Annotated in this window: 16 protein-coding genes; 10 read left to right on the forward strand and 6 right to left on the reverse strand. The window is 46.1% G+C overall.

The features are described from left to right. The first annotated feature begins 59 nt into the window (after window positions 1-59). The 5 genes from MUK70_RS07955 to MUK70_RS07975 all read left to right on the forward strand — a co-directional run bounded on the left by MUK70_RS07955 (window position 60) and on the right by MUK70_RS07975 (window position 5,021). Complete coding sequence (locus MUK70_RS07955) at window positions 60-2,444, forward strand: TonB-dependent receptor (RefSeq protein ID WP_234655975.1); 2,385 nt, start codon at window positions 60-62, stop codon at window positions 2,442-2,444. A gap of 42 nt (window positions 2,445-2,486) precedes the next feature. Then, a complete protein-coding gene (locus MUK70_RS07960) occupies window positions 2,487-3,506 on the forward strand; it encodes a sensor histidine kinase (protein ID WP_234655974.1) in 1,020 nt (339 codons plus the stop codon). Window positions 3,507-3,522: 16 nt separating this feature from the next. Further along, window positions 3,523-4,290, forward strand: a complete 768-nt coding sequence (locus MUK70_RS07965; protein ID WP_234655973.1) for a LytR/AlgR family response regulator transcription factor — start codon at window positions 3,523-3,525, stop codon at window positions 4,288-4,290. A gap of 126 nt (window positions 4,291-4,416) precedes the next feature. After that, entirely contained in the window at window positions 4,417-4,644 is a 228-nt protein-coding gene (locus MUK70_RS07970; protein ID WP_234655972.1) for a hypothetical protein, read from the forward strand. Then, window positions 4,635-5,021, forward strand: a complete 387-nt coding sequence (locus MUK70_RS07975) for a type II toxin-antitoxin system VapC family toxin (protein ID WP_234655971.1) — start codon at window positions 4,635-4,637, stop codon at window positions 5,019-5,021. Before MUK70_RS07970 ends, MUK70_RS07975 begins: the two co-directional genes overlap by 10 nt. A 67-nt stretch (window positions 5,022-5,088) precedes the next feature. On the opposite strand, the gene MUK70_RS07980 is transcribed toward MUK70_RS07975, so the two are convergent. Beyond that, window positions 5,089-5,844: an MBL fold metallo-hydrolase gene (locus MUK70_RS07980; protein WP_234655970.1), complete on the reverse strand. Its 756-nt coding sequence runs from the start codon at window positions 5,842-5,844 to the stop codon at window positions 5,089-5,091. Between the two features lie 94 nt (window positions 5,845-5,938). On the opposite strand from MUK70_RS07980, the gene MUK70_RS07985 reads away from it, so the two are divergent. From MUK70_RS07985 to MUK70_RS07995, 3 genes are all read left to right on the forward strand, one after another. After that, window positions 5,939-6,364 carry a DUF6157 family protein gene (locus MUK70_RS07985; protein ID WP_310590040.1) on the forward strand — a complete coding sequence of 142 codons (426 nt, stop codon included), beginning with the start codon at window positions 5,939-5,941 and terminating at the stop codon, window positions 6,362-6,364. A gap of 123 nt (window positions 6,365-6,487) precedes the next feature. After that, window positions 6,488-6,796: a type II toxin-antitoxin system HigB family toxin gene (locus MUK70_RS07990; protein WP_234655969.1), complete on the forward strand. Its 309-nt coding sequence runs from the start codon at window positions 6,488-6,490 to the stop codon at window positions 6,794-6,796. Between the two features lie 4 nt (window positions 6,797-6,800). Next, complete coding sequence (locus tag MUK70_RS07995) at window positions 6,801-7,157, forward strand: helix-turn-helix domain-containing protein (RefSeq protein WP_234608773.1); 357 nt, start codon at window positions 6,801-6,803, stop codon at window positions 7,155-7,157. Window positions 7,158-7,185: 28 nt separating this feature from the next. Here the strand turns inward: MUK70_RS07995 and MUK70_RS08000 are convergent, their stop codons facing one another. The 4 genes from MUK70_RS08000 to MUK70_RS08015 all read right to left on the reverse strand — a co-directional run bounded on the left by MUK70_RS08000 (window position 7,186) and on the right by MUK70_RS08015 (window position 11,872). After that, the gene (locus MUK70_RS08000) at window positions 7,186-8,721 is read right to left on the reverse strand and encodes an alkaline phosphatase family protein (RefSeq protein ID WP_234655968.1); all 1,536 of its coding nucleotides are present in this window, start codon (window positions 8,719-8,721) and stop codon (window positions 7,186-7,188) included. A 12-nt stretch (window positions 8,722-8,733) separates the two neighbouring features. After that, window positions 8,734-9,540, reverse strand: coding sequence for a hypothetical protein (locus tag MUK70_RS08005; RefSeq protein WP_234655967.1), 807 nt, complete (start codon window positions 9,538-9,540; stop codon window positions 8,734-8,736). Between the two features lie 91 nt (window positions 9,541-9,631). After that, window positions 9,632-10,909 (reverse strand): chloride channel protein, encoded by a 1,278-nt coding sequence (locus MUK70_RS08010; RefSeq protein WP_234655966.1) that lies wholly within the window; start codon window positions 10,907-10,909, stop codon window positions 9,632-9,634. A gap of 156 nt (window positions 10,910-11,065) precedes the next feature. Next, the gene (locus MUK70_RS08015) at window positions 11,066-11,872 is read right to left on the reverse strand and encodes a sugar phosphate isomerase/epimerase family protein (RefSeq protein WP_234655965.1); all 807 of its coding nucleotides are present in this window, start codon (window positions 11,870-11,872) and stop codon (window positions 11,066-11,068) included. On the opposite strand from MUK70_RS08015, the gene MUK70_RS08020 reads away from it, so the two are divergent. Both MUK70_RS08020 and MUK70_RS08025 read left to right on the forward strand, forming a co-directional pair. Next, window positions 11,871-12,056 carry a hypothetical protein gene (locus tag MUK70_RS08020; protein ID WP_234655964.1) on the forward strand — a complete coding sequence of 62 codons (186 nt, stop codon included), beginning with the start codon at window positions 11,871-11,873 and terminating at the stop codon, window positions 12,054-12,056. The genes MUK70_RS08015 and MUK70_RS08020 overlap by 2 nt on opposite strands. 17 nt (window positions 12,057-12,073) lie before the next feature. After that, entirely contained in the window at window positions 12,074-13,642 is a 1,569-nt protein-coding gene (locus MUK70_RS08025; RefSeq protein WP_234655963.1) for a sulfatase, read from the forward strand. On the opposite strand, the gene MUK70_RS08030 is transcribed toward MUK70_RS08025, so the two are convergent. Then, window positions 13,639-14,064 (reverse strand): transposase, encoded by a 426-nt coding sequence (locus MUK70_RS08030; protein ID WP_234608767.1) that lies wholly within the window; start codon window positions 14,062-14,064, stop codon window positions 13,639-13,641. The two genes, MUK70_RS08025 and MUK70_RS08030, sit on opposite strands and share 4 nt — an antisense overlap. Window positions 14,065-14,111: the final 47 nt, after the last annotated feature.

Raw genomic sequence — 14,111 nt, forward strand, 5'->3', positions numbered from 1 at the left:
GGACTGTCCTAGGACGGATTATAAATTCAGATTTGTATCGTTCAATCAAAATGTTAGCCATGAAAAAATTATTCTTTCTTTTTCTTTTACTTGCTGCGGGACAGTATCTTTTCGCGCAGCAGGCGACGCAGACGATCCGGGGCTTGATCCGTGACGAAGTTTCGCAAACACCGGTAATCGGCGCCTCGGTCATGCTCATTCAGCCCGACGGTTCGAACCCGATCGGTGCGATCACGGATATAAATGGTGCATTTAAAATCACCGGTGTACCGCAGGGAAGGCAGACATTCCGCATCACCTCAGTGGGTTATGAGGAACAACGCCTTTCCAATATTTTGCTGACTTCCGGAAAAGAAGTGATCGTGAATGTTACGATGACGGAAAACGTTCAGGCGCTGAACGAAGTGGTGGTAACAGCCGACCGAAGTAATGATAAAAGCAAGACAAACAACGAGTTATCCCTCGTAAGCGGACGCTCTTTCAACATTGAAGACACAAAACGTTACGCGGGTTCATTGGGCGATCCGTCACGGATGGCCGCGAATTATGCGGGCGTAGTTTCGGGTGATGACTCGCGGAATGACATTGTGGTGCGTGGCAATTCTCCTACCGGAATGCTATGGCAACTAGAAGGGCTCAACATTCCGAACCCCAACCATTTTGGTTCATTATCGGCGACGGGCGGGCCGGTTAGCTTGCTGAATAACAACGTTTTGGCAAAATCAGATTTTATGACCAGCGCCTTCCCGGCACAATATGGCAATGCATTATCCGCCGTTTTTGACCTTCGTATGCGCGAAGGGAATAATGAACAATCTGAATTTCTGGGCCAGGTTGGATTTAATGGTTTTGAACTGGGTGCGGAAGGGCCTTTTTCCAAAAAATCCAAGGCTTCCTATCTTGTTAATTATCGCTATTCCACCCTCGGCGTGTTCAAGGCTTTGGGCATTAACTTCGGCACTGGCAACGCTGTTCCTGATTACCAGGACGTTAATTTCAAAGTGGCCGTTCCCACGGGAGCGAAGGGCAAGCTTACCTTGTTTGGGATCCTTGGCGCCAGCGACGTACAATTCCTTGGTAATGATGTGGATACAACTGTTACGGATTTATATGGGACCGAGAATAGCAATACAAAGGTGCGATACGCAACCAATATTCTTGGCTTGTCTTACGAACATAATCTCTCTGCCAAAACATTCGCAAAATTAACTCTGGGCATGAGCACGACCGATCAGAAGTTTAATGGGGATTCCATCAGCACGGTTACCAGAGAAGCTTTTGCCAATTCAGAAGGTCGTTTCAAAACGCAGAAATACTCGGCCTCGCTAAATGTTCGCCATAAAGTCAATGCAAAAAACAGCCTTTACGGCGGCATAACGACTGATTTACTCAATTTTGACCTTTATAACCGAAACATGTATCAGGCAGGAAAGTTTGATACAGTGCGGGTGGATGTGAAAGGAGAAAATTCGTTGCTGACACAGGCCTATGGTCAATGGAAATACAGGATGAGCAGGCGTATGCTGCTTACAACCGGCGTTCATTTTCAACATTATAGTCTAAATAACAAGGTGGCTGTCGAGCCGCGATTTGGCTTTCAGTACGCCTTCAAACATGGTCAGTCGCTCAGCGCAGGTTACGGAATGAACAGTCAGGCCCAAGACATTTACACCTATTTTGTGCAAACAAAAACGGCCGACGGAACCATTTTTACCAATAAGGAACTGGATTACACAAGAAGCCACCATTTTGTGCTGAGCTATGAAAACAGACTGACGGAAAACCTGTTGCTGAAAATAGAGCCTTATTATCAAACGATTAACAACGCCCCTGTTGAAAGAACGAAGTCGTCATTTTCAACACTCAATATTGGCAGCTCATTCGGCCCTTCCGACCGCGATAGCCTGGTGAATGGCGGAACGGGAAAAAATGTCGGGATTGAGCTGACATTGGAAAGATATTTCAATAAAGGATATTATTTCTTGATTACCAGCTCGTTATTTGAATCAAAATACAAGGGGAGCGATAAAATTGAGCGTAATACTGCATTTAATACACGTTATGTATTAAATGTGCTGGCCGGGAAGGAGATTAAAATAGGCAGAAATAAAAATAATGTGCTGAGCGCCAGCATCCGGTCGACGCTTGTGGGCGGGAAATACATTTCACCATTGAACCTCGATGCCTCGCGCATTCGCGGAGACGCGGTTTACGACGAGAGAAGGGCCTTTTCGCTTCGCCAGGACCCCTATTTCCGCACAGACCTCCGGTTCTCGTTCAGGAAAGAATATCGAAAAAGCACCATGGAATTTGCGCTGGACCTGCAAAATGTGACGGCCAAACAGAATGTGTTCCAGCAAACATACAATCCGCGAACAAACAGCCTGGCGACTCAGTATCAGCAGGGTTTTTTCCCCGTTCCTCTTTTTAGATATACATTTTAATTGCATTTTGCCGAGGCATTAGGGCCCGGCAAATTTTAGCTTATGAAAAATCTTTACACGCTGCATGACGGGAGAATGCGACTGATCGGGATTCCCCTTCTTTCCGTACTGATTCCGGCGGTTATCCATTTTGAGAATTTCATGGAGTTCAACATTGTTTTCCTGTACAATGTGTTGATCTCCGGGCTTATAACCATTGCATTGTGGGAAGGCAACCGCTTCATCATCGTAAAAATGCGCAGATTGTTTCCGGATTACAGCCAGACCAACAGGCGTCTGCTGACCGAAGCAATGCTTGCACTCGTGTACACATTTGTAGTAACATTGATCCTTGATGAGATTCTTTGCAAGGTTTTCCTGAATTCAGAAGGGACCATGCTGGGTTTTAAGATTAGCATTATTCCGACATTACTGGTTTACTTGGTTTATGAGGCTGTTTATTTCTTCGAAGCCTGGCAAGCTAACGTTCGCAAAACCGAATCGCTGATGCGGGAAGGCGTTCAATCTCAATTGGAAGTGCTTAAAAACCAGCTGGATCCGCATTTCCTCTTTAACAGCATGAACACGCTTGCTGCTTTGATCGACGACGACAACACGGATGCGCAGGATTATCTGGAAAGATTGTCAGATGTTTACAGATATGTGTTGGTAAGCCGTAATAAAAATACCGTCCTGGTGGAAGAAGAGCTGGCTTTTGTGGATGCTTATGTGTATCTCAACAAGATTCGTTTTCGCGATAATATGCTGGTTGAAAAGGAGTTGTCCAGCGCCACTTACCAGCAGCATGTGACGCCGCTGAGCTTGCAGATGCTGATTGAGAATGCGATCAAGCATAACGTTGCTTCCAAGGAAAACCCCTTGAAAATCACAATCCGCGAAGACAATAACTATCTTGTCATCGCCAACAATATCCTGGAAAAAACCGTCCTGGAAAAGTCGACAAGGGTCGGGCTTCAGAACATCATTAACCGATACAGCCTGCTAACGGAGCGACGCGTCGAGATCTCGCGGAGTGATAATTTGTTTAGTGTTAAAATCCCGCTTCTGCCACAGCTGGCTTAGGTTTTAGGAGCATTATATGAAAGTTGTCATTATAGAAGACGAATATCCGGCTGCCGAGCGGCTGGAAAAACTGATCAAAAAACTTGATCCTAAAATTGACATTATCGCCGTGCTCGAAAGTGTTGAGTCGGCTAAACGCTGGTTTGCAGGGGCGCATCAGGTGGATCTGATTTTTTCCGACATCCAGCTTTCGGACGGGCTCAGTTTCCAGATTTTTGAAGCATTTCCGGCGCATAGCCCGATTGTATTCACCACATCTTATGACGAATACGCCATCAAAGCATTCAGGGTAAAAAGCATCGATTACTTGCTCAAACCCATCAAGTCACCGGAATTGGCCAATGCGATTAAAAAGTTTGACGATCTGAAAGAAGACTTCTCACCAAAGGCTTATGCAAGGAAAGTTGAATCGCTTCTCGATAGTTTGGAAATGAGCAAAAAGGTGCATAAGACGCGGTTTCTGATCAAGAACGGTGAACAGCTGATCCCAATTCATCAGGATCAGGTCGCCTACTTTTACACGGCTAATGAACTCGCTTGCCTCGTAGCAACAGACGGGCGACAATATCTTGTGGATTACAAATTGGAGGAGCTGGAAACATTGGTAGACCCTGCCAGCTTTTTCCGGCTCAACCGGCAATTTATCGCAAGCATGAGCGCGATCCAGAAAATCCACAACTATTTCAATGGTAAATTAAAAATCCAGCTACACCCTGAAACGGCCCAGGAAGTGATCGTCAGCCGGGAAAAAGCGCCCGCATTTAAATCGTGGCTGGAAAACTGAGGGGAGAAATTCCTTGAAAAGCTTAATGGGAGCGTTTAGGAAAAAATTGTAAGAAACCGGTATGGTTTTGGAGTCGGATAATGCTATATTGACAATAATTTTAACACGCTATATCACGACACCATCATGACAATACAAGAACAGATTGAGCAAGATGTGGCTTGGGTTTCCCGGAGCAGCTCTATGCAAGCCAAATTGCTTGATTTCCTCCGCAGTCTTAAAACGCAGACTGCACCAAAACGAAATGTGGAACGCGTGCTATCGCATGCCGGAACCATCGACAACTCCGCAGCAGTTGAGGTGACCCAGATAATAAATGACGAATTTGGCAAGATCGACGGTGAATGGCATTGAATAGCGTTGCAATCGACACGAACGTCGCAATTGAAGCGCTTAATGGCAACTCCGCTACTATCAGAACGCTGGAAAGATTCGACCTCATTTATCTTCCGGTTACCGTGTGCGGTGAACTGCTTTATGGAGCCAAAAATTCCAGCCGCATCAATTATAATCTTCCGCGTTATCAATCTTTTATATTCGATTGCGAGGTGCTTGACACTCAGGAACCCGTTGCAAATGAATATTCAAGTATTAAAAAACACTTGCGGGATATAGGTTGCCCGATTCCTGAAAATGATATCTGGATAGCTGCCATTTGTACTTTTTACGGCATTCCATTATTTACAAGAGATGGACATTTTGAATACATTCCGGCTCTGAAAAGAGTTTGAAAAAAAATAAAACCCAAAGGCTCTTGGAGTATAGAGTCTTTGGGTTTCTTCTTGACGAGTGAAAGCCTTACTTAATTGAATACCAGTCCCTCAGCCTCACGTCAATCTTCGCGTCGCCTGCGTTAACAAGTTTTTTGAACGCTTCGGTGTCGCTAAGGCCGTTCTGGCCACGGTAATGATAGGGATAGATGATTTTCGGTTTGAAATCAAGGACAGCGGAAGCAGCTTCGGGCACGTCCATGGTGTAGGGAAGATTCATGCAAACGAATGCTACATCAATGTTCTTCAATGCGCGCATCTCCGGAATTCCGGCCGTGTCACCGCTGATGTAAATCGTTTTATCCCCGAATTTCAAAACATAACCATTGCCCCGGCCTTTGGTATGCTTTGCATCGGCTGATTCTGGGAGGTTATACATGGGAATGGCCATGATAGAAACGTCCAATTTGCTGATTGTTTGACCGTTAGCAACCGCAACCGCTTTGGCTTTAAGTTTGTCCGACATCATATCAATAACCGCTTTCGGTGCAACAATGATTGCTTTACCCAAATCCAGCGAGTCCAAAGTTTTAGCATCGAAATGGTCGCCATGAATATCTGTAATGAGTATCAGATCAGGTGCTGCAATGCCTTTGAAAGTCTTTGTGCCGCCATATGGATCAATGTAAATCGTTTTTCCGGCCCAGGACATGGCCATGGTGGCGTGGTTAAGCGGTTGGATTTTCAACGGCCCTTTTGATGTTTGCAGATCGTCCGCAGCCGGAAGCTGCGCCCAAAGCGGCGCAGAAATCATAAGAAATAAGAGCGCAAATGTTGTTTTCATGTTTTGTCGAGTTTTTGATCAAAGTTAACTTTTTGTATTTATTCCCAGACCTTTTAAATTGGTTACATGATATGAATTTCAAAATACATTGAGCATGACCAAGATGAAAACGCATTCCGCCAATTATTTCGATACATTTATCCAGGTCGCTGCTGACAGTCCTGCAAAATGTGGCGAAGTTCCGCCTATGAAAGGAACTGAAAAATCAGTTGCGAACATTCAATTTGAAATGATCAGCCAGCATCCTTATCAATACACATCCGACGACGTCCTCTTCGAGACTTATGCAGCCCGGCAAGGCTTCGGCGAAAGCGAACTCGCAGCAGAACGCGAAAAATTCTTCTCCAAAGGGCAACCTTGCCTGAGGGCTTCCCCGCTTACAAAGCGATACGGCTGGGGCGTCCACAGCAACTCGGAAGGAAAAGTGGCCCTTTACAGCCAGGACTCCCAGGAATACGAAAAGTTCTCGACCGACGACAAAGTGGAAACCGTAAAAGCAATGCGTTCGAAGCGGGCTTAGGGGTCGTGAGGGTCTTAAAAATAAAATATTCTTTTGCATGTGACCTGGGTGGAAATGTTACGTCTAATGATTTGTAATTCTAAAATTAAAACGTACATTTGTTCACTAATAGTAAACTTTATCATGTTTAACATTATCGCACGCAAAACACTTTTAGCATATTGCGTTATGTATCCGCAGGCCTCCAATGCATTAAGAGAATGGTATGAGGAAATGATCAATGCGGAATTTAGTAGTTTTCAGGAATTGAAGGCTGTCTTTGCAAAGGCAAGTTTGGTAGGCGATGATCGGGTGGTATTCAACATTATGGGGAATCATTACAGGCTGGTGGTGCGGATTGTATTTGAATACAAAACGATTCAGATCAAATGGTTCGGAAACCATTCGGAATATGATAAGGTGGATGTTAAATCAATAAAATATAAACCGTGAAATAATGGAATTGAAACTGATTAAAAGCGATGCAGAGTACGAGCTGATGCTCGAATGGATCGATGAGCAATTTGATAAAAAGCCGAATCCGGAAAGCAAAGAAGGGAATAATCTGCAAATTGCTTTGCTCTTGATCAAAGCTTATGAAGATGTGCATTATAAAATCCCCTCTCCCGACCCTATCGAGGCTATTAAGCTTAAAATGGACGAAAAGGGATTAAAAAATAAAGACTTAGTCGATTGGGTTGGCAGCAAAAGTTATGTTTCTGCAATACTGAACAGAAAGAAACCACTCACCTTGAAACTCGCGAAATTGTTTCATGAAAAGCTTGGTATTCCTGCGCAAGTGCTTCTCGGCTAGCGAACTGCTACAAAATCCTGTATGACCGTTATCGACGCTCCGTTTTGCTAAAAGTGAAGTAACGGTATTTTCCCAGCACTGACATATAAAGCGTCAGTTTGTAAATGCCCCAGGGATAAGTGACTTCACTTACCAATGTTTCCTGAACCATTTTCCCAACTGAGTCGCCGGGCTTTTTCAAGATCTCATGAATTATCCGGCCGTCCATTTGTGGCGGAACCGGCAGGCCGTAAATGCCTAAAATGGTGGGGGCAATGTCTACATTGGAAGTGGGTAAATCTGTATCGGTCAGCTTTTTAAAGTCCGGACCGGCGGCCATAAGCTCAATGTGGATCTCGTAAGGACTGGATCCGCCGTGACCCGCAACGCCCGTGGAAAAATCCGTTCCCGCAAAATCTTTGGTGTTCTTGTCATCATTCCAGTTGGGTGCGACGAGAATGTCACCGGCGCGTTTGTGATTAAGGTGTGCTGCGTCAAACGAGAAAGTGCCTTCAACCCAACCTTTTAAGCTGCCCTTGCTTCTTGCTTTGGTAAAAACAGCACCAACCCACGCTTGCTTGTGAAGTGCAGTAACGATCTTTTCAATCATTTCCTGATCATGGTCTTTAACATAAATGGAACCCTCCGCCAGAATTACATCTTCCGATTCTTTGTCTTTTTTAAAACCTTCCTTTATCAGAAAATCGCTCAACTCCTGGTTACCATTATGCGTCACGAATCCGTGATCAGTTGAAATAATAATGTTATATTGTTCACGAAGTCCGCGCGATTCAATGGCTTCCAGAATCCTTCCGAATTGGGCATCTACAAATTTAATAGCGCTCACAGCCTCGTCAGAACCGATTCCGTGCTCATGCGCAGCACCGTCCGGGTCGGAAAACCAGATGGCACTGACCAGCGGCGCTTTGCTGTTCACACTGTATTTCAACAATGCATCCGTCACCCATTTGTGCCTGTTCTGATCCTCGGAGCCTTCTTTTGAAGCCTCTCCCAGATCTGCCAACACCTTTGCTTTAATGGAATCCGGCAGAATCAACCCCGGGTTGATAACGGCCCCGCCGCTAACTTTGTAATTTTGCAAAAAGGCTTGTCCGGTTGTTCCGGAGCTGAACACCATCATGCGCTCACCGGCAGCCTGAAGCACTTCTCCAAGCGTAACCGCGGACAGCAACGGTTCGGAGATGGCACCAATGACCTTGGTCAGATCGTTGTACGAAGTCCCTACACTTTTGTTCTTGTTCACCTCCGGAAAATAGACTGCATTGCCTAATATCCCATGTGTGCCAGGATAAGAACCCGTGGCGTAAGAGGCAGAATTCACCCTTGTAACAGTCGGGAAAACGCTGTGGTGGTGCTTGCCGACAGATGCTTTTTGCCTGAATGCAAACAGGTTAGGCATTTGCCCGCTAGTAATGTAGTCGGGTCTCAGCCCGTCAAAAAAGACAATGAGCGTTTTGTTTTTGCTGACCAATGCCGGTGTAGCTGTATTATTTTGCCCAAAAGCCCGGAACATTAAAAAACAGAATATCAGGACTTGGATGCTTGTTGCGGACCTGGTTTTCATAACATGTCTTCGTTATTTGATTTCAGCTGAGATGACCTTGTTTTCGGCACGGTTAATGCCATAAATAATCTGTTTTCCCGTTGCCCAATGATCCATTGCAATCCCCTGGCCGTGCACGGGTGCCGGTAATGTCCTCACATGTTCGAGCGTAAATCCAGACTTCGGCAAGCGCATTACATATATTTCCGGCTGATCGTGACCCGTGCAATAGAGTTGTCCGTCTTTCCCCCAGGCGCCGCCAGAGTTGCTTTTTGGCGTAAAAAGGTCGACGATTTGTTGGGGGAAAACCCAGGATTCGAGCTGCCGCCATTCGGAATCATATTTTACAACCGAAGTCCAGCGCACATCCCGGCCTTCACTGGCTTCCTTACCGGCGTAATGTGCAAATCCGCTCCACCAAAATCCGTCTTTTTGATCAATCCAGGTAAGCGAACCGTGCTCGGCAATGCCAAAACTATGATTACCAATATGTTGCATGGAATTTACATCGAAGATTTCAATGGAGCTTGCCATTGGGATTTCGGGGTAATTGGTGTTGGCGCAATACATTTTTCCCTTAATGACCACACCGCTGTTCAGGTGTTTGATGCCCTCTTTCGAGCCGTCCCATACGGCAATCTGCCTGCCGTCGCGCTTGGAATGCTTGGTAATGGTGCTGTTGTTGATCACGTAGAAATGATCCTCATCGACGGCTACGGCCTGTTTGGCCTCCGTCACCTGAAACGACCGGACTTCCTTGATGGTTTGAGACAAACAAATTGCGGGAAAAAAGCTGCATAATGCACACCAGAGGAAGAACGGCAAATTGCGCAGGGTCATGATGGTTCGGGTAATATTTGACCGATAAAATTAATCAAATATTATTCTGCACAATTTTACCATTACATTATATCTTCCCGGGCTCGCCAATTCAGTGTACTTTTTCCAGAGCGGGCGCCTTGTATGTATACACGGTGTAGGGAAAAAGGAAATGCGCAACCAGCTTGGAAACAAGGCTGGCGACTAGAATAGGCACAAAAAGCATGTAATTATCGGCTATGGCGCAGACCAGAAAAATTGCTGTAAACGGCGCGTGAATACTGCCGCTCAACACAGCAGCCATGCCTATGATCATGAAATTAACGGGAATTAAATGAAGACCGAAAAAATGGTTCAGGACCGTGCAAACGATTAATCCCAGGAATGCGCCGATGAAAAGACTGGGTGCAAAAACACCTCCGTCACCACCAGCACCCAATGTGATGGAAGTGGCCAGAGGCTTGAAGATCAATATCAAAATCAATGATAACATCGTTGCCATGGCTGTTTCGGGCGATAGCTTTATTAAATGATTGATCCCTGCGTAGCCTTCGCCATATAAGCTTGGAAAGAAGAAAACAATGGTGGAAATCAGTAATGAACCGGCCAGGATCTTGGTAATGTCATTGTTTAACGAGCCGAAAAAACGCTTGAAGAAAAGCACACATTTGGTGAGGTAAACGGCATTGAAACCCGCAATGATGCCTAATAAAACGAAATAAGGCAATGCATAACTGTTCCAAACGGAGACATTGAAACTGAATATTTGTTTGAAAAAGAAATAACGTGTCAGGACATAGGACACCAAAACAGCCGTGATGACGCTGGCTGTGTGGAGCTTGCTTTTCCTTTTGGTGAACACTTCAAATGCAAATAAGAAACCTGCAATCGGCGCATTAAACAATGCAGTTACGCCCGCAGCCAGTCCTGAGCAGACAAGGTCTGTCCTGTATTTTTTGAGATAACTAACTTTACGACTGGACAATGCGCCTACTGATGCCGTGGCTACGACGGTGGAAACCTCAATGCCGGTGGAGCCACCAAAAATGACTGTCAAAAAACCATTGAAATAATGGGAAGGAACTTTGTAGGTAGGAAGCGTATTGCCGCCTTTGTTAATCGTGTCCAAAACCTCCTTAATGCCTTTGTTGGCTTTATTCCGGAACAGAAAACGGCGGAGCAAGTGGATCGTAGTGATGCCGATTAATGGCAGCAGAAAAATGAGATAAGTGTTTTCATGGATCTTCTCGAGCAAACTCTCCTCGTAATGTTCGGTGATGACTTTCAGTGTGTCGGCGATCAGTGCGGATAATACGCCTGTAAATGCGGCTGCAATTAAAACACCTGCGACTCTTTTGCTCTTTTTTACGTGATAAGATTTCTGATCCATGCTGCATTAATATATCATACAATCGCCTCATTTCCTTTTTGGTTCCTCGGCAGGCGACCTGTCTGGCATAGCGAACCGTTCCTCCGCCCTTTTTGCGCGAGAAATTTTTTGTTCATGCCTTGTCCAATTGCCCGCTTCCCGAGCATTACTGTGGTATTAATGATACCGGGCTTTCAGAAGATTCATCATATGCACATTGATGTCCCACTGATTCGCGACAGGCATTTGCGAGTAAGGCAACAAAGGCATGTATGTGGCTGGGCCGAACTCGGTTGTGACGGTAAGCGGTGATTGCGTGGCGGCGTGTGCGGCAACAATCTGATCCCACCATTGCAAATGCTTTTCCAGTGCTTCTGACCATTCCGGCGCGCGCGGGTCATTCACTTGCGGACCTTCGGGGTGCCCTACCCTGCTGTGAATGTGATCTGTATGCATGAAGGCCAATGCAATTTCCGCAGCCTGATCTTCCAGCAATGATTCATGTACATTACACCAATGCGAAATATCAAGCGTGATGCGCAGGTCCGGGATACGGGTGAGATAATGATGCGTAACGTGCGCGGCGTAAAGACTTTTTCCACGGTGCGTTTCATGAATTATGCGGATGCCCGATTCCCTTGCAAGCGACGCAGCCAGATCAAAAAGCCGCTTGTTTTGCTCAAAACTGAAATAATCCTTCCCTGTCTGGCAATTAATAAACACCGGCTTTGCAGCGATGAGATTCCGGAGATATTTCTCATAATTGGCCGCATGCACATCAATATCCCGCTCAAACGACTGCCAGTATTGACCGATCAGTTCCAGGCCATGTCTGGCCAGCGCTTCCAGAATCACTCCTTTTTTCTTTTTGTCGAAAGGCAGCGCCATCTCTACCCCATCGTATCCTGCCAGCTTTACGTTTTTGCAAAACGTGTCAAAAGGAAGCGTGTTGCCCCATTGAGGCGCATAAAACTTGATTTTCATGTTTGAATGGTCGTGGATTTTATCAAAAAAGGCGATCCCGTTCCCTGTTCTACCGGCTGAGCGCGTGTGGCAACCTATTTTTGACAAAAATTTAGGCGACCAACAGCTTGGTGGCACTGTTGACAATTCTCCATGTAAAGGCTGCCGGATTATTCATAATTTGCCAGAAATCGATTTGAATTGAATCCCTACCCGTCCAAAATGATTACAATCCGGATTATTAAACGCTTTTCCACGGCTTTGCTGGCCTTTGCAACATTCTTTCCTGCTCCCTCCCAGGCGCACAATAGCCCCCTTAAAAAACCGAACATTATTGTCTTCCTGGTTGATGACATGGGCTGGCAGGATACTTCGGTGCCATTCTGGACTCAGCAAACACCTTTCAATAAACGTTACCACACACCGAATATGGAGCGCATGGCGAGGGAAGGCATGAAGTTTACGAATGCATATGCCATGCCCGTATGCACACCTTCGCGGGTAAGCCTGATCACGGGTGCCAACGCCGCACGGACGCACGTAACGCACTGGACATCACCGGACAAAGACAAGAATACTGATCATGCGGACCCGGGCTTAAAGCCGGTAAACTGGAATATCAATGGTTTTAGCCCTGCTGCGGACGTGGCGCATACATTCCATGGAACGCCATTGCCTGCTATTCTGAAACAAAACGGCTATTACACCATTCACAGCGGCAAAGCCCATTTCGGATCGACGGGCACGCCAGGTTCGGACCCCAAAAATCTGGGATTTGATATCAACATTGCGGGCAGCTCGATCGGCCATCCGGCGAGTTACCTGGGTGAGAAAAATTATGATAATGTGGTGAACGGGAAATCCAACCGCAACGCAGTTCCCGGGCTGGAAGCCTATCATGGCACCGATGTCTTCCTGACCGACGCCATCACGACCGAGGCTTTGAAAGCGATGGAAAAACCGCTGGCCGACAACAAACCCTTCTTCTTGTATCTGGCACATTATGCAGTTCACATTCCGTTAAATGCGGACAAGCGCTATTTGGATAAATATTTAAAAACCGGCCTGGATAGCACAGAAGCGAAATATTCGGCACTGGTGGAAGGCATGGATAAGAGTCTGGGTGATGTGCTGGACTTTTTGGACAAGCACAAAATTGACGATAACACGATCGTTCTTTTTATGTCCGACAATGGCGGACTGAGCACAACACCTGCGCGCGGCGGGCAGGCGTGGACGCATAACTTGCCGTTGAAGGCCGGAAAAGGTTCGGTTTACGAAGGCGGGATTCGTGAGCCTATGCTGGTGCGCTGGCCCAAAGTGGTGAAGCCCAATTCTGTGGCTGACCAATATGTGATTATTGAGGATTTTTTCCCGACAATCCTGGATGTTGCAGGCGTCAAAAACCCGGAAATAATTCAGCAAGTAGATGGAAAAAGCTTTCTTCCCCTGTTGAAAAACCCTGCATGGAAAGACTCGAGCCGCGAGCTTGTATGGCACCATCCCAACCGCTGGATCGCTGCAGAAGGTCCTAACACTCACTATGCCAGCGCATTCCGCAAAGGTGACTGGAAGCTGCTCTACGATTACCGGAATGCCAGGCTGGAATTATACGATCTTACAAACGACATCGGCGAGGAAAATGATCTCGCATCTTCAAAACCAGAAAAAGTGAAGGAACTTGCTGCGCTTTTTTCAAAACAATTAAAACAAATGAATGCCCAATGGCCCGTGTTCAAAAGCACCGGAGCGGAAGTTCCCCCGCCCGATGCCATCGCGGCCAAACACTAATTCTCCACCGGTAATTGCTGGTTAAGGATCTCAACAAAGTCGATCAAAATACGGTTTTGGTCGTTTTCATGCAGGTATGCCTTGATTTTCCTGACAAAGTCGTAGAGCGGCTCATAATATTTGTGCCCTGTTTCGTCCTGAAATTCCTGGATCGTGAAAGCATTGCCCTTTTTCATAATCAGATAAACGGCAATGAAAAAATAGGAAATGGGCAACTTACTGCCTTCGAGCACAGTGCCGCTCTGCAATGTAGTCCTGAACCTGCATTGTTTACATTGAAACTGCTGCTTAGGCGCCAGCCAGTAATGTTGCGTGCTCCCGCATTTCTTGCACGTAATCCCTTTACGCAGCCGCAATTCCTTGAATGCCGTTGTGGCAAGTTGTTCATTTTTATAAAAATCAATCAGATTACCGTTTCGCATATTGTGCTACAAATGAATTAGCCTGGCCAAAAATACGAAAAACAAAA

This window comes from Dyadobacter chenwenxiniae (genome assembly GCF_022869785.1).
Lineage (GTDB): Bacteria > Bacteroidota > Bacteroidia > Cytophagales > Spirosomataceae > Dyadobacter > Dyadobacter chenwenxiniae.

Bases quoted from the DNA above. Each gene is read 5' to 3' on its own strand.
- MUK70_RS08025 (WP_234655963.1), top strand. From the start codon at position 12,074: ATGATTACAATCCGGATTATTAAACGCTTTTCCACGGCTTTGCTGGCC.
- MUK70_RS08010 (WP_234655966.1), bottom strand. From the start codon at position 10,909: ATGGATCAGAAATCTTATCACGTAAAAAAGAGCAAAAGAGTCGCAGGT.
- MUK70_RS07995 (WP_234608773.1), top strand. From the start codon at position 6,801: ATGGAATTGAAACTGATTAAAAGCGATGCAGAGTACGAGCTGATGCTC.
- MUK70_RS08030 (WP_234608767.1), bottom strand. From the start codon at position 14,064: ATGCGAAACGGTAATCTGATTGATTTTTATAAAAATGAACAACTTGCC.
- MUK70_RS07970 (WP_234655972.1), top strand. From the start codon at position 4,417: ATGACAATACAAGAACAGATTGAGCAAGATGTGGCTTGGGTTTCCCGG.
- MUK70_RS08020 (WP_234655964.1), top strand. From the start codon at position 11,871: ATGTTTGAATGGTCGTGGATTTTATCAAAAAAGGCGATCCCGTTCCCT.
- MUK70_RS08005 (WP_234655967.1), bottom strand. From the start codon at position 9,540: ATGACCCTGCGCAATTTGCCGTTCTTCCTCTGGTGTGCATTATGCAGC.
- MUK70_RS07980 (WP_234655970.1), bottom strand. From the start codon at position 5,844: ATGAAAACAACATTTGCGCTCTTATTTCTTATGATTTCTGCGCCGCTT.
- MUK70_RS08015 (WP_234655965.1), bottom strand. From the start codon at position 11,872: ATGAAAATCAAGTTTTATGCGCCTCAATGGGGCAACACGCTTCCTTTT.
- MUK70_RS07975 (WP_234655971.1), top strand. From the start codon at position 4,635: ATGGCATTGAATAGCGTTGCAATCGACACGAACGTCGCAATTGAAGCG.
- MUK70_RS07955 (WP_234655975.1), top strand. From the start codon at position 60: ATGAAAAAATTATTCTTTCTTTTTCTTTTACTTGCTGCGGGACAGTAT.
- MUK70_RS07990 (WP_234655969.1), top strand. From the start codon at position 6,488: ATGTTTAACATTATCGCACGCAAAACACTTTTAGCATATTGCGTTATG.
- MUK70_RS07960 (WP_234655974.1), top strand. From the start codon at position 2,487: ATGAAAAATCTTTACACGCTGCATGACGGGAGAATGCGACTGATCGGG.
- MUK70_RS08000 (WP_234655968.1), bottom strand. From the start codon at position 8,721: ATGAAAACCAGGTCCGCAACAAGCATCCAAGTCCTGATATTCTGTTTT.
- MUK70_RS07985 (WP_310590040.1), top strand. From the start codon at position 5,939: ATGACCAAGATGAAAACGCATTCCGCCAATTATTTCGATACATTTATC.
- MUK70_RS07965 (WP_234655973.1), top strand. From the start codon at position 3,523: ATGAAAGTTGTCATTATAGAAGACGAATATCCGGCTGCCGAGCGGCTG.